The following is a 21,332-nucleotide window of genomic DNA, read 5'->3' as shown; positions in this document are numbered from 1 at the left end:
TGCACCTGATGCATCCACAGAAACCCGCCGCGGCGGGTTTCTTTTTTGGCTTGCGTGTGCGCTTTGCGATGCCGCACAAACTGCCGTTGAAGCGGTGTCGGAAAAAATGCAGGGACGCTGAGGCGCCCTTCGAACGAAAAACAATCGGCCGCTCAGTGAGCCGCTTGCGGTACGTCCAGAATCAAGACGATGGTCCAATCGGCGTCGCCGTCGTGATGGTATTGGCGTTCGACGACGATGAACGGTTGCTGTTTGCCGGTGGGCCCAAGGAATAGGACGTCGCCTTCCATCGGTAGGCATTCGACAGGCGGCAATGCGAGAAATGCTTCTTGCGAGCCGCGCGGCATCAGTTTTTCAATCTTGCGCGATGCCGCTTCGGTCCATTCGATATCCAACTGGATGTTGCTCATGCTGTCCTCTCCGCACCAGGGGGCGCGCGGTTGCGAAATGTTTCGGTGCGGGACTTTAGCACACCGGCCTAAGCGTTTCGCCAATGAAAAAGCCGAAGCCGGCAGGACCGGTTTCGGCTCGTCGTGCGCCGGCGGCCGCGCGCCGCTCGAGCGATGCGGTTATTGGCTTGCGCCCTTCGCCGGCGCCGCGTTTTCGTCTTTCTTCGACATGGGTTTCATATGATGCATGGCTTTGTGATGCATGGCCTTGTGCTTCATGGCCTTGTGCTCGTGCTCGTGCATCGGCATTTGCTGTTGTTCTTGTTGTTGCTGCTGCAGCGTCTGCGCCCGTTGTTCGACGTCGGCGGCCTTGGCTGGATCGGTGCTCATCATGACACCGCCCTCATCGGTTTGCGCGTAAGCCGCGCCGGCCAGCAGCGACAGGGAAAACAAGACAGTCAGGGACGCTTTCTTCATTATTGCCTCCGTGCGAAAAGTGGATGGATTGTGGTCCAGATGCTGCCCGTCCGGCTGGACATTGCAAATTCTAGCCAGCATAAGCCCAAGTACGCGATTCGTGTGGAGCAAATGCGACGCTCCGTTACGTCTCGTTACATGTCGGGACTTCCGGTTAGAACCAGCCCAACGCGCGGTAGACGTGGAACTGGACCATACCGATCAGTTCATGCAGTGCGATGTTGGCGGCCACGAGATTCGACCAGCGCGGCAACCAGCCGCGTCGAGCGACTCGGCCGCTCGACGCAACCGGGTCCGGCGCAAGCGCGAATCGGCGGAAATCCATCAGTGCGCGCGGCATATGGTACGCCGACGTCACGAGCATCAACGAATCGTAATGTTCCCTGCGCAAAATACGTGCGACGTGCTCGGCATTTTCATAGGTCGTACGGCTCGTGTTTTCGAGAACGAGATCGTCGCGCGCGACATGCGCTCCGAGCAGATAAGGCGCGTAGGTATCCGCTTCGGAGGCGATATGTCGCTGCGGGTTGCCGCCGCTCACGATGACTTCGCAGTACTGCGCCTGCTGCTTGCATTGCGCATACAGCGACGCCGTCGTTGCAATGCGCGGCAACACATCGCGCTTGGGCACGAGCGCGCCGTGGCGATCGTATCTCGTACCGCCGCCGAGCATGACAATGACCGTGCGCCGGCCGAACCGAGGGGGCGGGGAATGCAAGGCGTCGTGCTGCACGGCGGCGAGTAACGGAGCGGTCAGCCAACCGGACGACAGGAGCCAAAACACGACGAGCGCCGCGACGGCGATCGCCTTCCGCGCACGGCGCCACAGCACGAAAATCGCCGAAAAAAGCGCGAATAAAGTGAATATGATCAATTGAGATAGGGTAACGTATGGTTTCGGGGATCGCGTCGCACACAGCGGCGATGCACTGAATGGACCACGGGCAATCGCGCATTCCAATGCGCGGCAAAGGGCCCGATTATAGGCAGTACGTATAATTTGACGGCACCGGTACACCCGGCCGCCGCCCCGGCGCAGCGGCCGGCGCTCATCTGTACCGGTCGCCGCAAGGCAAACGTCGTCACGCGTGGCGGCGGCCGCACTTTAAGAAAGAATCGAGATGACCACGTATTCCAACGAAGCGGTGCTCGAAGCGCTTAGGCGAGTGCAATATCGTCAGGTTCCATGGGCCAAGCGTCCTGGAGTGTTCGAATATCTGCGACGGCTCGGTTTGATGGAAACCGTGCGTCAGCGGACGGTTGCGCCCGGTGCGGGCTTTCATGCGCCTGTCGATATTGCTGTCCTGACCGAGAAAGGGCGCGCCGAATTCAATCGCCTTGCCCGTGAAGAACGTGCGCTGACCTGGGTGGACGCGCGAGCGAGCGAGTACGCCCCGAGCGAAGCTGCCGCCGCGATCGAACTGCGGCAGTAGGTAGCTTAGGTAGCGTAGGTAGCGCTCATTTGTGGCGTCGCAGGCTACTGCATCCATTCCGCCACCGCGAATAGCCCCAAAAAAAACCCGTATCGCGAGGATACGGGTACCGGATATTTCTGCTGCCACGCTGTGCTCATGGCATTCACTCCGACTATGCCGAACCGCTAGTGGTTCCCTTCGATTCAATTCAAATTGCATGCGTGGCGTGAAGCGAGCGACTCAGCGCCGTGGGGGCGAGCGTGGGCGGGTGCCGTTATCGTTCCAGCGCGCATTGCTTTCGATGTCACCGCGCAGGTTTCCACGCGGGGCCGATGCGGCGGCAGGTGGATTTGCGGGTGCAGCAGTACGCCACCCCGCGGAGAACGCCGGCGGGTTGGGGGGAGGGGGGCGAGGAGGCTGAGCGTGGGCGAGCGCGGTATGCGCCGCGACGGCGCCGCACACGAGCAAACTCGCTGTGTGAATCGCTGCCTTCATTATCGAGGTCCGGCACGGATGCCGGAGGCGTGTCCGCATGAAGACACGATAGGCGTGTGAATGAAAGGCTGCTGTAAATATTAGTAAATGGATGTTTCGGAAGCGCTCGGCCGCAACGTTGCCGTGCAGTGCGAAACGCAGGGGCAGGCGCGATGGCCTGTATTTGACGCTGCCGCCGATGCAAGGGTGCGCGGCTCGCGCATCGGGGTGGTGTATTCGACGAACCGCGCGTCCGTCAGAAGCAATCGCGCGGTGTCGTCTCGTCGTTCGATGCTCTAGCGGTCAAGCCACTTTGGCCGGCGCGCGCCACGATTCAGGGGTTGTCCAGAAGGCGCCGATCAAGCGGTCCGAAGTACGCGGTGCGGGCGGCTTGACCGCGGTCGTGCCGATGCGCCCACGCAGCGAGATCTGGCGGCCGCAGGTGCCCAGCCGCTTGACGATTTCAACGAGCGTGCCGTCGGCCTGCCATTCGTCGAAGCGGCGCCGGCACGTCGGCGGCGACGGGTAGCGGCCCGGCAACTTCGACCATCCCTCACCTGTCGACAACACCCAAAGAACGGCATTGACGACCGCACGCGCTTCGACGCGCGGACGTCCACGCCGTTCGCTGCGCGCAGGCTCGGCACAGAACAGAGCTTCGACCAGCGCCCATTCGTTATCTCTCAAATCGTCGAACACCATATGTCCTCACCCTCAGCGAAACTGACCCCGGTGCGCTGCCCCGTGCCGCGCACTCTGCAGACACCCTCATGGGGTGTCGAGCGAGGCGGAGGGCGCCGCGAACGATGTCGAACATCGAGCGACGCGCCCACCGCAGCGCGCCAGGCCGTGCATTAAGCGTGCCATGCCGGTGGCGAATGCCTGGAAGCCCCGTCATAACGGGGTTGCGGGGACGTCAGCTAGGGGCGTATAAGACGCCAAAACGACGGGGCCGGAAATCAGGGCAATCACCAATCTAGTGCAGGGCCGCGCTTCGGAAGTGCGCTTGCGCTCGGTTATTGCAATGCGATAAATGAGCTGCGAATACGCGCTCGCGAATACGCCCGGCTCACTTGTGACAGGTGCATGCGACTTATGCGGTTTGTTTTGCGATTGCAGCAAGACAGCTCGTTCCGTCTATCGGTCCGAGCCCCGGCGAGACGGTTCAATATTTGGGCGGCAGTGCGCTCGACGCCACGGTGCGCGGCTTCATTCGTTGTTTACGCTCTCCGGCTTTTTGCGTAAGATGGCGTTCAGTCACGCGGCGCCTTCTCCGGAAAACCGCCGCTTTGTCCGGCTGGATTTGGCTCGAGCGCTGCTCGATTCGCCACCCCCCGGTCCGTGCTCCCATCAATATGACCGATCAAAATCGGGCGAGCGCGTCTTTCAGTTCCATATCGTCTGTTTGATCCGGTTCGTTGACCACAGGGTCTGACCTAGCTGCATGAATACCCAAGAGGCGAAGATCGTCCTCGAGACTGCTTTGATTTGCGCGCAGGAACCGCTCAAGGTCGGTGACCTGCGTAAGCTTTTCGCCGATGCCGTTACGGCGGATACAGTCCGTGCGTTACTTGAGGATTTGAGAAAAGAATGGTCCGGGCGGGGCGTCGAGCTCGTCGGGCTCGCGACCGGCTGGCGCTTTCAAAGCAAGCCGGCGATGCGCAGCTATCTCGATCGCTTGCACCCGGAAAAGCCACCGAAGTATTCGCGCGCCGTACTCGAGACATTGGCGATCATCGCGTACCGGCAACCGGTCACGCGCGGCGATATCGAAGAGATCCGCGGCGTCACCGTCAACACGCAAGTGATCAAGCAGCTCGAGGACCGCAACTGGATCGAAGTGATCGGGCATCGCGATGTGCCGGGTCGCCCCGCGCTTTATGCGACGACCAAGCAGTTCCTTGACGATCTCGGGCTGAAGGCGCTCGACGAATTGCCGCCGCTAGCCGATCCGACGACGCAGAGCGCGGTCGATCTGCTCGCTCAGCATGCGATCGAGTTTCCCGAGGATGCGGCGCTGGCCGAAGCCGCGGCGGGCGAGGCCGAGATGGCGCGGGTCGATGCCGACGACGAAGGCGCGCACGATGCGATGGACGGCGAGCGGGCCGATGACTTGCTCGATGCTGAGCGCATCGTTGACGACGGCGGCACGGTACACGCCGCAAACGGCAGCCGAGACGAAGGTCGCGGCTCGCGAGACGCCATTTCGAACGAGACCGGCATCGAGCCGCAACGGCGCGCGCAAGAAGGCGCTTCACCCACCGTCGATTCGCAGTCGACGGACGCGGTGTCTGAGCGCGCACCGGCTCGCGAAGAATTGGCCGACGACACGGGGGCGTTGACGGACGACGAACCCGCGTCGCGAAGTGCCTGACGAAACCGAACGCACGCTGCACCTGCAACGGGTGTACGCGATTGACATCTGAGGTTGTTTTGACGAATACCCACGATACCGATTTGTCCGCATCCGGGCATGCCGTAGACGCCGCGGGCCGCGACGAGGCGCAAGCTGCGCAGGCGGGCGAATCCGAACATGGCGCTCATGCCGCGGAAGCGGGCGATCAAGAGCGTCCCCGCCGCGGCTTGCGGCGCGGTCCGCGCAGCTTGATCGCGCGGCGGCGCGCCGCGGCCAAGACCAAAAGCGAAGCCGGCGCGCAAGCGCAGGGCGAACGCGCGCCGGACGATGCCGACGTCGAGCCGTCGGCTACCGCGCCTGCGGACGCCACTGCGCCCGCACCGGCGCGTGCGCCGCGCAAGGGCGCGCAAAAGGGCGGCCGGCAACAAACGGCCAACCGTCGGGACGAGACGGGCGGCCAAGCGGCGGCGCAGGATAAGCCCAAGCAGAGCAAGCGCGGCGAACCCGCACCGGGCGCACAGGACGACTTGTTCTCTTACGTGACTTCGCCTGCGTTCGATGCGGACAACAGTACCGAGGGTGGCGTGCGTGCGCCGATGCTGCGGCGTGGCCGTCCGGCGCCGCAAAAGCGCGTGCTCGCGCCGGACGACGATGCGCCCAAGCTGCACAAGGTGCTGGCCGAAGCCGGAATGGGCTCGCGGCGCGAGATGGAGGAGCTCATCGTGGCGGGCCGCGTCTCGGTCAACGGCGAGCCTGCGCACATCGGCCAGCGGATCATGCCGACCGATCAGGTGCGCATCAACGGCAAGCCCGTCAAGCGCCGAGTGCAAACGAAGCCGCCGCGCGTGCTGCTCTATCACAAGCCGACCGGCGAGATCGTCAGTCATGCCGATCCGGAGGGGCGGCCGTCCGTCTTCGACAAGCTGCCGCCGATGAAAACGGCGAAATGGCTGGCCGTCGGCCGGCTCGACTTCAATACCGAGGGTCTGCTCATGTTGACGACCTCGGGCGACTTGGCCAATCGATTCATGCACCCGCGCTACAGCGTCGAGCGAGAGTACGCGGTGCGTGTGGTGGGCGAATTGACGGAAGGCTCACGGCAAAAGCTGTTGCACGGCGTCGAGCTCGACGATGGTCCCGCGAACTTCCTGCGTATCCGCGATGGCGGCGGCGAGGGTACCAATCACTGGTATCACGTTGCGCTCGCCGAGGGGCGGAACCGCGAGGTGCGGCGCATGTTCGAGGCCGTCGGCCTCATGGTCAGCCGGCTCATCCGTACGCGCCACGGCCCGATCTCGCTGCCGCGCGGTTTGCACCGCGGCCGCTGGGAAGAGCTCGAGGAAAACCAGGTGCGCAGCCTGATGGCGGCTGTCGGCCTCAAAGCGCCCACCGAGGAAAAGGGCGGTCGCCGCCCGAGCCCCGAGCGTCGTCAACCCGATCCAATGCAGACGTCGATGGGCTTTATCAATCGCGAGCCGGTGCTGACCGCGCACGGGCGCTTCGATCAGCCCGGACGCGGCGGCGGCCGGCGTGGCCCGGGCGGGTTCGGGGCGGGCACGGGCGGTTTCGGCGACAGTACAGGCGGTAGCGGCTACGGTAATCGTAGCGGCGGCGGTCAGAAGGGGCGGCAGCCGCGCGGCGACGTCGACGGCAATCGCGCACCGACGTCGGGCGGTGCGGGCAAGCGTGCGTTCGGCGGCGGCAATGCGGCCGGTAATCCGGCCGGCAATCGCGGACCGGGCAGCAACCGCGGGCCGGGCGGCAACCGTGCGGGCGGTGGCAATCGCAGCGGCGGCCAGGGCCCGGCTGCGCGCGGTCGTTCGCGCGGTCGTTGATACGGGCGCGCAGGGACTGCGTGGGCTTGCATGGGCCGGCGCGTCTTCGCGCGAGTGCCCGGCCAATTGCATTGCGCTCGCCCGCCGCGTGTGAGGCTCCGTTGCGGGGAGCCTCACACGCGGCGGGCAGCTTTGCAACGCGCCGTGAAAAATGCTAAACTCACAAAGTCGCTGGGCGTGCGGCTTTTTAGTGCGGCTCAGGTGCGACCACCGGTAAGAAGATGATGGGCGTGAAGCCCATTTTTTTTTGGCGGTAACGGTTCTGCATCTCGGGTAGCGCTCCTTTTCGCGCGTCGGCATGGCGCGGCGCGCGGCCCCGGAGGTGCTCGTGCGCATGCGCGAACACCTTAGAGGGCAATGTGCAACTGACGGAACTGATAGAAACCACGGTCTCGGGCATGGGTTACGAGCTCGTGGACCTCGAGCGAACCGGGCGCGGCATGCTGTGCGTGTATATCGACCAGCCCGCCGGCATCGCGATCGAGGATTGCGAAAAAGTCACGCGTCAGCTCCAGCACGTTCTGACGGTTGAGAACATCGACTACGAACGGCTCGAAGTATCGTCGCCGGGGCTTGATCGTCCGCTGAAGAAGTTGGCGGATTTCTTGCGCTTCGCGGGCAGCGAGGCCGTCGTGACATTGAAAAAACCGCTGAACGGACGCAAGACGTACCGGGGCATCCTGCATGCACCGAACGGCGAGACGCTTGGTTTGGAAATTGAAGGAAAAGAAGGCGCCGCGATGCTCGATTTCACGCTCGCGGACATGGACCGCGCACGCCTGGTCCCGCACGTTGACTTTAGGAGCCGTAAACAATGAGTCGCGAAGTACTGATGCTGGTCGATGCACTAGCGCGCGAAAAGAACGTCAATAAAGATGTGGTGTTCGCTGCGCTCGAAGCCGCTCTTGCTTCGGCCACCAAGAAGCTCTTCGAAGAAGACGTGGACATTCGCGTGCATATCGATCGCGAATCGGGTGAACACGAAACATATCGCCGTTGGCGAGTCGTACCGGACGAAGCCGGCCTGCAAGAGCCTGATCAGGAAATCCTGCTGTTCGAAGCGCGCGAGCAAAAGCCCGAGATCGAAATCGACGAACATATCGAAGAGCCGATTCCGTCGATCGAATTCGGCCGCATCGGCGCGCAGGCCGCCAAGCAAGTCATCTTGCAGAAGGTGCGCGATGCCGAACGCGAGCAAATCCTCAACGATTTTCTCGAGCGCGGCGAAAAGATCATGACCGGCACGGTCAAGCGTCTGGACAAGGGCAACTTCATCGTCGAATCGGGACGCGTCGAAGCGCTGTTGCGCCGGGATCAGCTCATTCCGAAGGAAAACCTGCGCGTGGGCGACCGTGTGCGTGCGTATATCGCCAAGGTCGATCGCACCGCGCGCGGCCCGCAGATCGAGCTCTCGCGCACGGCGCCCGAGTTTCTGATGAAGCTGTTCGAGATGGAAGTGCCCGAGATCGAGCAAGGCCTGCTCGAGATCAAGGCGGCGGCGCGCGACCCCGGCGTGCGCGCGAAAATCGGCGTGGTGGCCTACGACAAGCGAATCGATCCGATCGGCACCTGCGTCGGCATTCGCGGCTCGCGCGTTCAGGCCGTTCGCAACGAGCTTGGCGGCGAGAACGTCGACATCGTGCTGTGGTCCGAAGACCCCGCCCAGTTCGTGATCGGCGCGCTCGCCCCGGCTGCGGTCCAATCGATCGTCGTCGATGAAGAGAAGCACTCGATGGACGTCGTCGTGGACGAAAGCGAACTCGCGGTCGCCATCGGCCGCAGCGGCCAGAACGTGCGCCTCGCCGGCGAACTGACCGGCTGGCAGATCAACATCATGACGCCCGACGAGTCGGCGCAGAAGCAGAATCAGGAGCGCGGCGTTCTGCGCGATCTGTTCATGGCGCGGCTCGACGTCGACGAGGAAGTTGCCGACATCCTCATCGACGAAGGTTTCACGAGCCTCGAAGAGATCGCCTACGTGCCGCTCAACGAAATGCTCGAAATCGAAGCGTTCGACGAAGATACCGTTCACGAACTGCGCAACCGTTCGCGCGACGCGTTGCTGACGATGGCGATCGCGAACGAGGAGAAGGTCGAGGGCATCGCCCTCGATCTTAAGAGCCTGGAAGGGATGGATGCCGATCTGCTGGCGAAGCTCGCTGAACATCAGATCCAGACACGCGACGAGCTGGCTGAGTTGGCCGTCGATGAATTGGTCGAAATGACCGCAATGCAAGAGGAAGCCGCGAAGGCGTTGATCATGAAAGCACGTGAACACTGGTTCCAGTGAGTGAATGACCATGGCGCACTGACCCCACAGCGATCGGACGATCGCACGACCCGATGCTAACCGCAAGGAATCGGTCCTTGCACTAAGAGGAATGAATGGCGAGTAACAACGTAGCCCAATTTGCCGCGGAACTGAAAATGCCGGCCGGGGTGCTGCTCGAGCAGCTCCAGGCGGCGGGTGTCCAGAAAGCGAGCGAGGACGATGCTTTGTCCGAAACGGACAAGGCGCGCCTGCTCGATCATTTGCGCAAGTCGCACGGCTCGTCCGATACCGACAAGCGCAAGATCACGCTGACTCGCCGGCACACGTCGGAGATCAAGCAATCCGACGCGACGGGCAAGGCTCGCACCATTCAGGTCGAAGTGCGCAAGAAACGTGTGTTCGTGAAACGCGACGAGACGAGCGACGGGGCCGCTACGGCCGAGGCTGCAGCAGACCAAGCGGCCGACGTCGACGAGAGCATCGAGTTGCAGCGTCGCGAGGAAGAAGCGCGCCGCGAGGCGGAGTTGCTCGAGCAACAAGCGCAGGAGTTGCGCGAGCGCCAAGAGCGGCTCGAGCGCGAGGAACTCGAGCGCCAGGCGCGTGAGAAGGCCGCTGAGGCCGAACGTCGCCGCGCCGAGGAAGAGGCTGCGAAGACGCATGCCGAGGCAGCCGCTGCAAAGACGCACGCCGAGGCGGCAAAGACGAATGCCGAGGCCGTGGCTCGCGAGCAGGCCGAGCGCAACGCTGCCGAGGACGAGCGCGCCGCAGCCGAGCGCGCCGCACAGCGGGAAGCGGCCAAGAAGGCCGAGGATGCGGCTCGTGAGGCTGCCGAGAAGGCACGCGCCGAGCAGGAAGAAATTCGCAAGCGCCGCGAAGCGGCCGAGGCCGAGGCGCGCGCTATCCGCGAAATGATGAACACGCCGCGCAAGGCGCAGGTGAAGGCGCCGGAGCCGGCGCCCGTCGCGAAGCCGGTCGAAGCTGCCAAGGCGGCCGAGGCGAAGGGTACGCTGCACAAGCCGGTGCGTCCGGAAGGCGCGGCACCGCGCCCCGCGGCGGCACGCAAGCCGGCCGCAGGCGCGGCGGCACCTTCCACGACGGCGCAGCCCGCGGCGGCGCCCGGTGCGGACAAAAAGAAGCAAGGCGGCAAGGGCGGCTGGCAGGACGACGCCGCGAAGCGTCGCGGTATCAAGACGCGCGGCGATTCGAGCGGCGGCGTCGACCGCGGCTGGCGCGGCGGTCCGAAGGGCCGCGGCAAGCATCAGGATGCGGCCACGTCGTTCCAAGCGCCCACCGAGCCGATCGTGCGCGAAGTGCACGTGCCCGAGACGATCACCGTGGCCGACCTCGCCCACAAGATGTCCGTGAAGGCGTCGGAAGCCATCAAGGTGATGATGAAGCTCGGCCAGATGGTCACGATCAACCAGATGCTCGATCAGGAAACGGCGATGATCATCGTCGAGGAGCTCGGCCACCATGCGGTTGCGGCCAAGCTCGACGATCCTGAAGCGCTGCTCGTCGAAGGCGAAGCGACCGACGCCGAGCAACTGCCGCGTCCGCCGGTCGTCACGGTCATGGGCCACGTCGACCACGGCAAGACGTCGCTGCTCGACTACATTCGCCGCGCGAAGGTGGCGGCGGGCGAGGCGGGCGGCATTACGCAGCACATCGGCGCCTATCACGTCGAAACGCCGCGTGGGGTCATCACGTTCCTCGATACGCCGGGTCACGAGGCGTTCACGGCGATGCGGGCGCGCGGTGCGAAGGCGACCGACATCGTCATTCTCGTGGTGGCGGCCGACGACGGCGTGATGCCGCAGACGAAGGAAGCAATCGCTCACGCGAAGGCCGGCGGCGTGCCGATCGTCGTCGCGATCAACAAGATCGACAAGCCCGAGGCGAACCCCGATCGCGTCAAGCAAGAGCTCGTCACCGAAGGCGTCGTGCCGGAAGAATACGGCGGCGATTCGCCGTTCGTCCCGGTCTCGGCGAAAACGGGCGCGGGCATCGACGATCTGCTCGAGAATCTGCTGCTGCAAGCCGAAGTGCTCGAGTTGACGGCACCGGTGGCGGCGCCGGCCAAGGGTCTCGTCATCGAAGCGAAGCTCGACAAGGGTAAGGGCCCGGTTGCGACCGTGCTCGTCCAGTCGGGTACGCTTTCGCGCGGCGACGTCGTGCTCGCGGGCAGCGCCTACGGCCGCGTGCGAGCGATGCTCGACGAAACGGGCAAGGCCACGAAGGAGGCCGGCCCGTCGATTCCGGTCGAGATTCAAGGTTTGTCGGAAGTGCCGGCCGCGGGCGAGGAAGTGATGGTGCTGCCCGACGAGCGCAAGGCACGCGAAATCGCGATGTTCCGTCAAGGCAAGTTCCGCGACGTCAAGCTCGCGAAGCAGCAGGCCGCCAAGCTCGAAAGCATGCTCGAGCAGATGGGCGAAGGCGAAGTGCAAACGCTACCGCTCATCGTCAAGGCCGACGTGCAAGGCTCGCAAGAAGCGCTCGTGCAGTCGTTGCAGAAACTGTCGACCGACGAAGTGCGCGTGCAGATCGTGCATGGCGCCGTCGGCGGCATCAGCGAATCGGACGTCAACCTCGCGACGGCGTCGAAGGCGGTCATCATCGGCTTCAACACGCGTGCCGATGCACAGGCCCGCAAGTTGGCCGAGACGAACGGTATCGATATCCGCTACTACAACATCATCTACGACGCCGTGGATGAGGTGAAGGCAGCGATGTCGGGCATGCTCGCGCCCGAAAAGCGCGAAGTCATCACGGGCATGGTCGAGGTGCGTCAAGTCTTCAAGGTACCGAAGATCGGCGCGGTGGCCGGCTGTATGGTCACGGACGGCATCGTCAAGCGTTCGTCGTCGGTGCGTGTGCTGCGCAACAACGTCGTCATCTTCCAGGGCGAACTCGATTCGCTCAAGCGCTTCAAGGACGACGTGAAGGAAGTGAAGCAAGGCTTCGAGTGCGGGATGTCGATCAAGAACTTCAACGATATCGTCGAAGGCGATCAGTTCGAGGTGTTCGAAGTCACGGAAGTCGCGCGTACGCTCTGATCGCAAGCGCGCGGCTCGGGGCGGAGCAGGCGGTAAGCCTCCTCCGCCCCGTTGTTTTTATGGCGGCGCATCGGCGCGCGGGCCGGTTGGCCTTCACTCGCGTCGTGCCCTCGCCGGGCCGCGCGCTCGCGCGCCCTAACCGCTAAGCGGGTTCATCATGCCGAAGAAACGCACGTCTCCCAATCGCAACGTTCAGATCGCCGATCAAATTCAACGCGATCTGTCCGAACTCATCGCACGCGAGGTCAAAGACCCGCGCATCGGGCTCGTCACGATCCAAAGCGTAGAGCTCACGCCCGACTACGCGCATGCGAAGGTCTACTTCACGACGCTGACTGGCGATGCGCAGGCTACCCAAACCGCGCTCAATCATGCGGCCGGGCATTTGCACAATCTGCTGTTCAAGCGCTTGCACATCCATACGGTGCCCACGCTGCATTTCCACTACGACAAGACGATCGAGAAAGCCGTCGAGATGTCGCGTCTGATCGACGAAGCGAACGCCACGCGCGCGAAGGACGATTGAACACGCTCGCGCGAGACAGGCCAATGAAACAACCCCAACGTCCGCGCGTGCCGCGTCGCGCGCTCGACGGCGTTTTGCTGCTCGACAAGGGCATCGGATTGTCGAGCAACGATGCGCTAGTCCGCGCCAAGCGGCTGTTGCTTGCCCAGAAGGCGGGCCATACCGGTACGCTCGATCCGCTCGCGTCGGGCTTGCTGCCGCTTTGCTTCGGTGAGGCGACGAAGTTTTCGCAAGACTTGCTCGAAGCCGATAAGACCTACGAAGCGACGATGCGTTTAGGTGCGCGCACGAGCACGGGTGATGCCGAGGGCGAAGTGCTGGAAACGCGCCGGGTCGAAGCCGGCATGCCTGAGATCGAGGCGGCGCTCGCGCGATTTCGCGGACCGATTTCGCAAGTGCCGCCGATGCATTCGGCGCTCAAGCGCGACGGCAAGCCGCTGTATGAGTACGCGCGGGCGGGCCAGGTCGTCGAACGCGCGGCGCGCGCGGTGACGATCCACGCGCTCGACTTGCTGCATGCCGCATTGCCCGACGTGACGTTTCGCGTCACCTGCAGCAAGGGCACCTATGTACGGACGCTGGCCGAGGACATCGGTGCGGTGCTCGGCTGCGGGGCGCATCTCGTCGCCTTGAGGCGCACGGGGGTCGGGGCGCTGACGCTCGATCATGCCGTGACGCTCGAGGCGCTCGAGCAGATGGACGGCGCCGCGCGCGATGCATGTTTGCGGCCGATCGATGCGCTGCTCTCGACGTTCCCGGTAGTGCGTCTCGGTCCTGCGCAAGCGCAGCGTTTTTTGCACGGCCAACGGTTGCGCTTGGCGGATTTGCCGCCCGCGCCGGCGTTGGAGTCGGCGGACCAAAACACGACCGCGGAGACGCGAGTGCGTGTGTACCGCGATGAAGACGGTGCGCTGCTCGGTGTGGCGAGAGCGGCGAACGGCGTGCTCGCACCCGAGCGGCTGATCGTGACCGCGCCGTCGCCGACCTAGCCCGGCAGACCGGCGATCCACGATCCGCAATTCGCGATCGGATCGACGCGAAGATGAACAAACGCCCGGCAGACCGGGCGTTTGCATATGCGAGGTAGGCGGTAGCGCGCGCCGCTAGTGCGCCGCCGACGCCGCGGCGCTCGAATCGCCGCCGCCGCTGCGTTCGGGCCGCGTGATCCAGATCAGCGCGATCAGCACGAGGAAGATGACCGACGAGATATAAAACAGGTCGTTCACGCCGAGTTGCGCTGCTTGCTGCGTCACGAGTCGATCGAACATCCCATAGCCCTGCGAGGGATCGAGGCCGAGCGAACCGAGTTGCGACATCGATTGACCAAAGGTCGGATCGAACGCGCTGGCGCGCTCGGTCAACTGTGCATGGTGAAAGCTCGTGCGGTGATCCCATGCCGTGGTGAAGATCGACGTGCCAATGCCGCCGCACATGATCCGCACGAAGTTCGAGAGCCCCGATGCCGCGGCGATCCGATGGCCGGGCAAGCCGGACAACGTGATCGAGACGAGCGGGATGAAGAATCCCGCCATCGCGATCCCCTGCACGAGCGTCGGCAGCGCGAGCGACCAGGTATCGACGCCTGTCGTATAGCGTGAGCGCATCCAGAAGCACAGCGCGAACACGACGAACGCGGCCGTGGCGATCTTGCGCGGGTCCGTGCGCGGCAGAAATTTACCTGTGACGGGCGAGAGCAGAATCGCAAACACGCCGACGGGCGCCATGACGAGCCCCGCGTCGGTTGCCGTGTAGCCGATGTCGGTTTGCAGCCAAAGCGGCAGCAGCACGAGATTGCCGAAGTAGAGCCCGTAGCCGATGGACAGCGCGACGGTGCCCCCCGTGAAGTTGCGCTTCTTGAACAGCGATAAATCGACGACGGGGTGATCGGCGGTCAATTCCCATACGACGAAGAACGCGAACCCGATGAGGGCCGTGAGCGCGAGCGCGACGACCGTCGCGGACGAGAACCAATCGAGGTCCTTGCCCTTGTCGAGCATCACTTGCAGCGAGCCGACCCAGATCACGAGCAGCGCGAGGCCGACCCTATCGATCGGCGCTTTCTTGATGACGGAATCGCGCGTACGGAAAATGGCCCAGGTGGCGAGCGCCGCCACGATGCCGACGGGGATGTTGACGTAGAAGATCCACGGCCACGAGATGTTGTCGGAGATCCATCCGCCGAGAATCGGCCCGGCGACGGGCGCGATCAGTGTCGTCATCGACCACATCGACAGCGCCAGCGGCGCTTTCGCGCGCGGATAACTCGCGAGCAGCAGCGTTTGCGACAGCGGAATCATCGGGCCTGCCACGGCGCCCTGGATCACGCGCGAGAAGAGCAGAAACGGCAGCGTCGGCGAGAGCCCGCACATCCACGACGAGAGCACGAACAGCACGATCGACGCGAGAAACAGACGCACCTGCCCGAGCCGCTCCGTGAGCCAGCCGGTCAGCGGCACCGAGATCGCGTTGGCGACGGCGAACGACGTGATGACCCAGGTGCCCTGATCCGAGGATACGCCGAGGTCGCCCGAAATCGTGGGAATCGACACGTTCGCGATCGATGTGTCGAGCACGTTCATGAACACGGCGAGCGATACGGCGATCGTGCCGATCACGAGCGGGACGCCGCTGAGCGGCGGGTGAGAGGCTTGGGGCTGAGCCATTACGCGAGTGACCTCGGAACCTTCCTAGTTTTCGTCAATGGGGCGCGGCGCCGCTTACATCATCGAGCTGCCGCTCGCGACCTTCGTGGCGCGACCGGCCTGCGCACGCGGGGTGCCGGCCGATTGCTTTTGCTGCGCGAGACCGCTGTTTCCGCCGGCGTTTTCGGCGATGATGCGCGCGATCTCCGCATTGGCCTCGTCGCCGTACTTGTCGAACACGTTCGTCTGATAGACGGTGTTCTGCGCGGTGCTGAGCTGGCTGCCGGTGTCGTTCTTGATGTCGACGTCGACTTGCATCGACAGGCCGATGCGCAGCGGATGTGTACGCAGTTCCGCGGGATCGAGCGCGACGCGCACGGGCAGGCGTTGCACGACCTTGATCCAGTTGCCCGTTGCGTTTTGCGCCGGCAGCAGCGAGAACGCGGAACCCGTGCCGGCCGAGAAGCCGACGACCTTACCGTGATAGACGACCGACGAACCGTAGATGTCGGCGGTCAACTCTACGGGCTGGCCGATGCGCATGTGCTTGAGCTGTACTTCCTTGAAGTTGGCGTCGACCCACACCGATTCGAGCGGGACGATCGCCATCAGCGGCGTGCCCGGCGAGACGCGTTGGCCCACTTGCACCGCGCGCTTGGCGACGTAGCCGGTGACGGGCGCGGGCAGCACGTTGCGCGCGTTGTTCAGGTAGGCATCGCGCACCTTCGCTGCGGCGGCGAGCACGTTCGGGTGCGTCGCGATCGTGGTGTTCGACGTCAGAGCGCGGTTCGACGCGAGTTGTTGGTCGGCGGCGTCGAGCGCGGCCTGCGCGGCCTTGACAGCATCGCGTGCGTGCGAGATCTCTTCCTGCGAGACTGCGCCCGTTTGTGCGACGGCCATGCGCCTGCGCAGGTCGTCTTGTGCGCGCGACAGATCGGCTTGACGCTGGGCGATTTGCGCTTGGTATTCGTCGTTGTTGACGAACAGGCCACGCACTTGCCGCACCGTTTGCGCAAGATTGGCTTCGGCCTGTTGCAGCGAGACGTGCGCGTCGGCGCCGTCGAGCACGACGAGCGGATCGCCGGCCTTGACGGTTTGCGTGTCGTCGGCGTTGACGGCGATGACCGTACCGGTCACCTGCGGCGTGATCTGCACGACGTTGCCGTTGACGTAGGCGTCGTCGGTGTCCTCATGGAAACGCGCGTCGAGGAAGTAATACAAGCCGTACGCGACGGCCGCGATGAGAATGACGCCGATGAGCAGTGTCATCAGGCGCTTGCGCCTGCTGTTATTGTTCTGCGACTGCGCGCTCGCGGCGGTTTGTTGAGTGTCGCTCATGGAAATGCTCTCCGTTTCTCGAGTCTCGATCTATCGAAGCTCTATCGTTGAATCTTGCTGGGTATTCGTTCGTTGCGTACTGTCGCTCAGCTTGCCGACGGCGCCGCAGCGGCCGCGCCGCCCGACGCCGGCTCGGCCAGGCCCGCGGCCCGCGCATCGAAGCCGCCGCCGAGCGCCTGGATCAGCGCGAACTGCAGATCGCGGCGCTTCATCTTCAGGTTCGTCACCGTCTGCTCGGCTGCAAGGCGGTCGTTGTCGGCCGTCAGGACCTGCAGTTGCGGCGACAGCCCCGCTTTGTAGCGAATGACCGCGAGGCGGTAGGCCTCGCTCGACGCGTCGAGCGCGCGCTGGGCGTCGCTCATTTCGTTGTCGATGGCGCGGATCGAAGCCACTTGCGTCGCGACGTCGGACATCGCGTTGATCAGCGTCTGGTTGTAGTTCGCCACGTCGAGGTCGAAATCGGCATAGCGGCCCTTGAGCTGAGCGCGCAGCGCGCCGGCGTCGAAGATCGGCAGATGAATGGCCGGGCCGGCTTGGAGCTGGCGGCTCGCCGCCGTCAAGAAGCGGCCCCACCCGAACGCGTCGAAGCCGATCCCGGCTGCGAGATTGATGTCGGGGAAGAACTCGGCTTTCGCCTCCTTCACGTTCGCGAGCGCGGCCTGAACCTGCCAGCGCGCCGCGACGATGTCGGCGCGGCGCGAGACGAGATCGGCCGGCAAGTTGGACGGCAGCGTAACGGCGCCGCCGGGTGCGAGCACGGGATCGGCGATGGCGAGCCCGCGATCGGGGCCTTTGCCGAGCAGCGCGGCCAACTGAAAGCGGACCGATTTGATCTGCCCGTCGAGGTCGGACACGGTCGCCTGGCTCGTAGCGATGTTGCCGCGCGCCGTTTCCTTTTCGACGTTCGTGTCGAGCCCCGCCGCGACGCGCCCATTCGTGATCGTGCCGACTTCCTGGCGATTGTGGATCTCGCGCGCCGCGATGTCGCGCAGGGCGTAGAGCTGCGCGAGTTGGTTATAGGTGCGCGCGACCGACGAAGCGAGCGACATGCGCGCTTCCTGCATGTCGGCCTCGGCCGCCTTCTCCTGCGAAACCGACGCGTTCAAGCGCGCGCGGTTCTTGCCCCAGAGGTCGAGGTCCCAAGACGCGCTCGCAAGCACGTTGTGCTCGGTAAACCAGCCCCCGCCAAAGGGCGCCGGGTAGAGGCCGTTGGCGGAGAAGCGCTCGCGCGTGATGGCGTAGCTGCCGTTGACCTTGGGCAGCAGATCCGAGTGCGCACTTTCAATGTACGACTGCGCCTTGGCGATACGCGCCTGCGCTTGGGCGATCGAGGGATTGCCTTGGAGCGCTTCGTCGATGAGCTTGGGCAGTTGCGGGTCGCCGAACTCGCTCGCCCAGTCGAGCGACGGCCACGTGCCGCCTTCGTTCGGGAGGCTGCGCGTCGCCTCGAGCGCGGTGGCCGACGCGAGCTGCTTGTCGCTCTTGATGCCGGCGTAGTTGGCGCATCCAGCCATCACGAGCGCGGCAACGGCGATTGCGATCGCGCTGCGACAAGCGTGAGCGCTAGCCGATGCGGAGGAGAAGGTCATCGCGCGGCCTTTCGATGTGAGTGTAATCATGGACTTTGCAACTTATTTTTGACGAATGAAGTTCGAAACTCGTTGCCGTGTCAGCCAACTTGCGCCGACGAAAACGCCCCGGTGCCGTCAATCCGCGGCGGGGTCTCCGGTATTGGCGAGAATCCGCCGAAGCATGCTTTTCAAGAACCCGACTTCCTCCGGCGTGAAGCCCGCGAGCGCCTTGTCGACGACGCCGCCGAAGATATCGGGCATCCGCGCGGCGAGCTTGCTGCCTTCGTCGGTCACGGCCAGATGAACGGCGCGGCGATCCTCGGAACTGCGCACGCGCGACAGCAGATTACGCTTTTCTAGCCGATCGATCAGCCGAGTCACCGCGCTTGCGTCAATTCCGTAGTCGCGCGCGAGCTCTGCGGCCAGCGAGCACCGCCCGCTCGCGATCATGAACAACATGCTCGCTTGCGTGCTCGTGATGCCCAGCTCGTTGAGCGTGCGTTGCGTCACCTGGTTCGACAGGCTCGACTTCACTCGAGCGATCAGATAGCCGACGCTTTCGTCCAACTGGTAGCTGCATACCTCAGGCGGCAGCGGCGAAGGCGATTTGGTCATGGCGATTTCCGTGCGATTGCAATAGTTGACTAGGCATGATTGTAGGCGCAAAGCCACTGTCCGGCAACCATCGGCTATTTGCGGCAAGCAAGTAGCCGTAGTATTTAAGCAATTCCTTAAAGCGAGTCGCCTATTATGAGCCTTTCCGAGCAACCTTGCTTGCGATGAGGCGGCGAGCCGCGACGGCATGCCAAAGAGGGAGGCATATGTCATGCGGCGGCAGGCGAGCGTCACGCCCGCGTGCTAGAATCTTCAGTTACCCAGAAAGTGCGCGCACCCGTTTTTGGCTTCGTCGCATTCTGTTTCGCGCACGCAACCGCCCCTTATTTCTATGACTCGCGCTATCCGCAACATTGCCATCATTGCCCACGTCGACCACGGCAAGACCACGCTCGTCGACCAACTGCTTCGTCAGTCGGGCACGTTCCGAGAAAATCAGCAGATCGCGGAACGCGTGATGGATTCGAACGACATCGAAAAAGAGCGCGGCATCACGATTTTGGCGAAGAACTGCGCCGTCGAATACGAAGGCACGCACGTCAACATCGTCGATACGCCGGGCCACGCCGACTTCGGCGGCGAGGTCGAGCGCGTGCTGTCGATGGTCGACTCGGTGCTGCTGCTCGTCGATGCCGTCGAAGGCCCGATGCCGCAAACGCGCTTCGTGACGAAAAAGGCGCTCGCGCTCGGCCTGAAGCCGATCGTCGTCGTCAACAAGATCGATCGTCCGGGCGCGCGCATCGACTGGGTCATCAACCAGACGTTCGACTTGTTCGACAAGCTCGGCGCGACCGAAGAACAGCTCGATTTCCCGATCGTCTACGCGTCGGGGCTGAACGGCTACGCGTCGCTCGATGCGAGCGCACGCGAGGGCGACATGCGCCCGCTGTTCGAGGCGATTCTCGCGCACGTGCCCGTGCGCGCCGCCGACCCGGACGGCCCGCTCCAATTGCAGATCACCTCGCTCGATTACTCGACATACGTCGGACGCATCGGGGTGGGGCGCGTCGCTCGCGGCCGCATCAAGCCCGGCCAGGCGGTCGCGCTGCGTTTCGGGCCCGAGGGTGAAGTCTTCAATCGCAAGATCAATCAAGTGCTCTCGTTCGAAGGGCTCGACCGGGTGCAGGTCGACGAAGCGCAAGCCGGCGACATCGTTCTCATCAACGGCATCGAAGACATCGGCATCGGCGCGACGATCTGCGCGCAGGACGCGCCCGAGGCGCTGCCGATGATCACCGTCGACGAGCCGACGCTGACGATGAACTTCCTCGTGAACTCGTCGCCGCTCGCGGGCAAGGAAGGCAAGTTCGTGACGAGCCGTCAGATCCGCGATCGTCTGATGCGTGAACTGAATCACAACGTGGCGTTGCGCGTGCGCGACACCGGCGACGAAACAGTGTTCGAAGTGTCGGGCCGGGGCGAGTTGCACTTGACGATCCTAATCGAGAACATGCGCCGCGAAGGCTACGAGCTGGCGGTGTCGCGTCCGCGCGTCGTGCTGCACGAAATCGACGGCGTCAAGCACGAGCCGTACGAGCAGTTGACGGTCGACGTCGAAGACGGCCACCAAGGCGGCGTCATGGAAGAGCTGGGCCGCCGCAAGGGCGAGCTGCTCGACATGGCGTCGGACGGCCGCGGTCGCACGCGCCTCGAGTACAAGATTCCGGCGCGCGGGCTGATCGGCTTCCAGGGCGAATTCATGACGCTCACGCGCGGCACGGGCTTGATGAGCCACGTGTTCGACGAGTATTCGCCCGTGAAGGAAGGGACGCTCGGCGAGCGCCGCAACGGCGTGTTGATCTCGCAAGACGACGGCGCGGCCGTCGCTTACGCGCTATGGAAGCTGCAGGATCGCGGCCGCATGTTCGTGAAGCCCGGCGATGCGCTCTACGAAGGGATGATCATCGGCATTCACAGCCGCGACAACGATCTCGTGGTAAATCCGATCAAGGGTAAGCAGTTGACGAACGTTCGCGCGTCGGGCACCGATGAAGCCGTCCGCCTCGTGCCGGCGATTCAAATGTCGCTCGAATACGCGGTCGAATTCATCGACGACGACGAACTCGTCGAAGTCACGCCGCACTCGATTCGTCTGCGCAAGCGCCATCTGAAGGAACACGAGCGCCGTCGCGCAAGCCGTGAGGCTTCGCTCGATTAAATCGCGCGAAGCGATCGCCCGACGCGCCGCATGGCGTCCAAGCATCCGACAAGCCGCCTTTCAGGGCGGCTTTTTCGTTGATGGACGGGCTTGCAGCGATCTAGACTATTCGTTCTGTGATATGCTCCGCGAAGCTAGTTTTAGGTCCTTCCAAGCAAGACTTGATTCGCGCAATCCGCTAAACGGTCAGGCCGTGTCGCGGAAGGTTGAG

Annotated in this window: 18 protein-coding genes; 9 read left to right on the top strand and 9 right to left on the bottom strand. The window is 63.9% G+C overall.

The features are described from left to right. Positions 1 to 152 precede the first annotated feature (152 nt). The 3 genes from J3485_RS11680 to J3485_RS11670 all read right to left on the bottom strand — a co-directional run bounded on the left by J3485_RS11680 (position 153) and on the right by J3485_RS11670 (position 1,740). Entirely contained in the window at positions 153 to 410 is a 258-nt protein-coding gene (locus J3485_RS11680; RefSeq protein WP_206952617.1) for a DNA-binding protein, read from the bottom strand. Positions 411 to 569: 159 nt separating this feature from the next. Then, the gene (locus J3485_RS11675) at positions 570 to 866 is read right to left on the bottom strand and encodes a hypothetical protein (protein WP_206952616.1); all 297 of its coding nucleotides are present in this window, start codon (positions 864 to 866) and stop codon (positions 570 to 572) included. Positions 867 to 1,020: 154 nt separating this feature from the next. Continuing rightward, positions 1,021 to 1,740, bottom strand: coding sequence for a YdcF family protein (locus J3485_RS11670; RefSeq protein WP_206952615.1), 720 nt, complete (start codon positions 1,738 to 1,740; stop codon positions 1,021 to 1,023). Positions 1,741 to 1,987: 247 nt separating this feature from the next. Here J3485_RS11670 and J3485_RS11665 point away from each other — a divergent pair, with 247 nt between their 5' ends. Next, complete coding sequence (locus J3485_RS11665; RefSeq protein WP_206952614.1) at positions 1,988 to 2,299, top strand: hypothetical protein; 312 nt, start codon at positions 1,988 to 1,990, stop codon at positions 2,297 to 2,299. Positions 2,300 to 3,058: 759 nt separating this feature from the next. Here J3485_RS11665 and J3485_RS11660 read toward each other — a convergent pair. Continuing rightward, positions 3,059 to 3,457, bottom strand: a complete 399-nt coding sequence (locus J3485_RS11660; protein ID WP_206952613.1) for a transposase — start codon at positions 3,455 to 3,457, stop codon at positions 3,059 to 3,061. A gap of 742 nt (positions 3,458 to 4,199) precedes the next feature. Between J3485_RS11660 and scpB the strand changes: the two genes are divergently transcribed. Together scpB and rluB are read left to right on the top strand one after the other, a co-directional pair. Then, positions 4,200 to 5,129, top strand: coding sequence for an SMC-Scp complex subunit ScpB (gene scpB, locus J3485_RS11655; protein WP_206952612.1), 930 nt, complete (start codon positions 4,200 to 4,202; stop codon positions 5,127 to 5,129). 59 nt (positions 5,130 to 5,188) lie between these two features. Next, positions 5,189 to 6,946 (top strand): 23S rRNA pseudouridine(2605) synthase RluB, encoded by a 1,758-nt coding sequence (rluB, locus tag J3485_RS11650; protein ID WP_206952611.1) that lies wholly within the window; start codon positions 5,189 to 5,191, stop codon positions 6,944 to 6,946. 187 nt (positions 6,947 to 7,133) lie between these two features. On the opposite strand, the gene J3485_RS11645 is transcribed toward rluB, so the two are convergent. Continuing rightward, complete coding sequence (locus J3485_RS11645) at positions 7,134 to 7,346, bottom strand: hypothetical protein (RefSeq protein WP_206955880.1); 213 nt, start codon at positions 7,344 to 7,346, stop codon at positions 7,134 to 7,136. Here J3485_RS11645 and rimP point away from each other — a divergent pair. From rimP to truB, 5 genes are all read left to right on the top strand, one after another. Beyond that, entirely contained in the window at positions 7,306 to 7,764 is a 459-nt protein-coding gene (rimP, locus tag J3485_RS11640) for a ribosome maturation factor RimP (RefSeq protein WP_206952610.1), read from the top strand. The genes J3485_RS11645 and rimP overlap by 41 nt on opposite strands. Beyond that, positions 7,761 to 9,236, top strand: coding sequence for a transcription termination factor NusA (gene nusA, locus J3485_RS11635; protein ID WP_206952609.1), 1,476 nt, complete (start codon positions 7,761 to 7,763; stop codon positions 9,234 to 9,236). Before rimP ends, nusA begins: the two co-directional genes overlap by 4 nt. A 95-nt stretch (positions 9,237 to 9,331) precedes the next feature. After that, positions 9,332 to 12,271 carry a translation initiation factor IF-2 gene (infB, locus tag J3485_RS11630; RefSeq protein ID WP_206952608.1) on the top strand — a complete coding sequence of 980 codons (2,940 nt, stop codon included), beginning with the start codon at positions 9,332 to 9,334 and terminating at the stop codon, positions 12,269 to 12,271. A 157-nt stretch (positions 12,272 to 12,428) separates the two neighbouring features. After that, positions 12,429 to 12,797 (top strand): 30S ribosome-binding factor RbfA, encoded by a 369-nt coding sequence (gene rbfA, locus J3485_RS11625; RefSeq protein ID WP_206952607.1) that lies wholly within the window; start codon positions 12,429 to 12,431, stop codon positions 12,795 to 12,797. 23 nt (positions 12,798 to 12,820) lie between these two features. After that, the gene (truB, locus tag J3485_RS11620; RefSeq protein WP_206952606.1) at positions 12,821 to 13,786 is read left to right on the top strand and encodes a tRNA pseudouridine(55) synthase TruB; all 966 of its coding nucleotides are present in this window, start codon (positions 12,821 to 12,823) and stop codon (positions 13,784 to 13,786) included. A 114-nt stretch (positions 13,787 to 13,900) separates the two neighbouring features. On the opposite strand, the gene J3485_RS11615 is transcribed toward truB, so the two are convergent. From J3485_RS11615 to J3485_RS11600, 4 genes are all read right to left on the bottom strand, one after another. After that, on the bottom strand, positions 13,901 to 15,460 hold the full coding sequence (locus J3485_RS11615; RefSeq protein ID WP_206952605.1) for a DHA2 family efflux MFS transporter permease subunit: 1,560 nt from the start codon (positions 15,458 to 15,460) through the stop codon (positions 13,901 to 13,903). Positions 15,461 to 15,514: 54 nt separating this feature from the next. Further along, positions 15,515 to 16,777 carry an HlyD family secretion protein gene (locus tag J3485_RS11610; protein WP_206952604.1) on the bottom strand — a complete coding sequence of 421 codons (1,263 nt, stop codon included), beginning with the start codon at positions 16,775 to 16,777 and terminating at the stop codon, positions 15,515 to 15,517. A gap of 86 nt (positions 16,778 to 16,863) precedes the next feature. Further along, positions 16,864 to 18,366, bottom strand: coding sequence for an efflux transporter outer membrane subunit (locus J3485_RS11605; protein WP_206952603.1), 1,503 nt, complete (start codon positions 18,364 to 18,366; stop codon positions 16,864 to 16,866). Positions 18,367 to 18,483: 117 nt separating this feature from the next. Further along, a complete protein-coding gene (locus J3485_RS11600) occupies positions 18,484 to 18,963 on the bottom strand; it encodes a MarR family winged helix-turn-helix transcriptional regulator (RefSeq protein ID WP_206952602.1) in 480 nt (159 codons plus the stop codon). A 331-nt stretch (positions 18,964 to 19,294) separates the two neighbouring features. Between J3485_RS11600 and typA the strand changes: the two genes are divergently transcribed. Continuing rightward, on the top strand, positions 19,295 to 21,121 hold the full coding sequence (gene typA / locus J3485_RS11595; RefSeq protein WP_206952601.1) for a translational GTPase TypA: 1,827 nt from the start codon (positions 19,295 to 19,297) through the stop codon (positions 21,119 to 21,121). Positions 21,122 to 21,332: the final 211 nt, after the last annotated feature.

It is taken from the genome of Trinickia acidisoli, from assembly GCF_017315725.1.
Taxonomy (GTDB): domain Bacteria; phylum Pseudomonadota; class Gammaproteobacteria; order Burkholderiales; family Burkholderiaceae; genus Trinickia; species Trinickia acidisoli.
Note: the sequence above shows the minus strand (reverse complement) of the source record. Positions and strands in the feature narration are given on the sequence as shown.

Excerpts from the sequence above, each read along its gene's own strand:
- J3485_RS11645 (WP_206955880.1), bottom strand. The coding sequence starts at position 7,346 with ATGCCCGAGACCGTGGTTTCTATCAGTTCCGTCAGTTGCACATTGCCC.
- J3485_RS11665 (WP_206952614.1), top strand. The coding sequence starts at position 1,988 with ATGACCACGTATTCCAACGAAGCGGTGCTCGAAGCGCTTAGGCGAGTG.
- truB (WP_206952606.1), top strand. The coding sequence starts at position 12,821 with ATGAAACAACCCCAACGTCCGCGCGTGCCGCGTCGCGCGCTCGACGGC.
- infB (WP_206952608.1), top strand. The coding sequence starts at position 9,332 with ATGGCGAGTAACAACGTAGCCCAATTTGCCGCGGAACTGAAAATGCCG.
- rbfA (WP_206952607.1), top strand. The coding sequence starts at position 12,429 with ATGCCGAAGAAACGCACGTCTCCCAATCGCAACGTTCAGATCGCCGAT.
- J3485_RS11660 (WP_206952613.1), bottom strand. The coding sequence starts at position 3,457 with ATGGTGTTCGACGATTTGAGAGATAACGAATGGGCGCTGGTCGAAGCT.
- typA (WP_206952601.1), top strand. The coding sequence starts at position 19,295 with ATGACTCGCGCTATCCGCAACATTGCCATCATTGCCCACGTCGACCAC.
- J3485_RS11680 (WP_206952617.1), bottom strand. The coding sequence starts at position 410 with ATGAGCAACATCCAGTTGGATATCGAATGGACCGAAGCGGCATCGCGC.
- scpB (WP_206952612.1), top strand. The coding sequence starts at position 4,200 with ATGAATACCCAAGAGGCGAAGATCGTCCTCGAGACTGCTTTGATTTGC.
- J3485_RS11605 (WP_206952603.1), bottom strand. The coding sequence starts at position 18,366 with ATGACCTTCTCCTCCGCATCGGCTAGCGCTCACGCTTGTCGCAGCGCG.
- J3485_RS11600 (WP_206952602.1), bottom strand. The coding sequence starts at position 18,963 with ATGACCAAATCGCCTTCGCCGCTGCCGCCTGAGGTATGCAGCTACCAG.
- J3485_RS11675 (WP_206952616.1), bottom strand. The coding sequence starts at position 866 with ATGAAGAAAGCGTCCCTGACTGTCTTGTTTTCCCTGTCGCTGCTGGCC.
- J3485_RS11615 (WP_206952605.1), bottom strand. The coding sequence starts at position 15,460 with ATGGCTCAGCCCCAAGCCTCTCACCCGCCGCTCAGCGGCGTCCCGCTC.
- nusA (WP_206952609.1), top strand. The coding sequence starts at position 7,761 with ATGAGTCGCGAAGTACTGATGCTGGTCGATGCACTAGCGCGCGAAAAG.
- J3485_RS11610 (WP_206952604.1), bottom strand. The coding sequence starts at position 16,777 with ATGAGCGACACTCAACAAACCGCCGCGAGCGCGCAGTCGCAGAACAAT.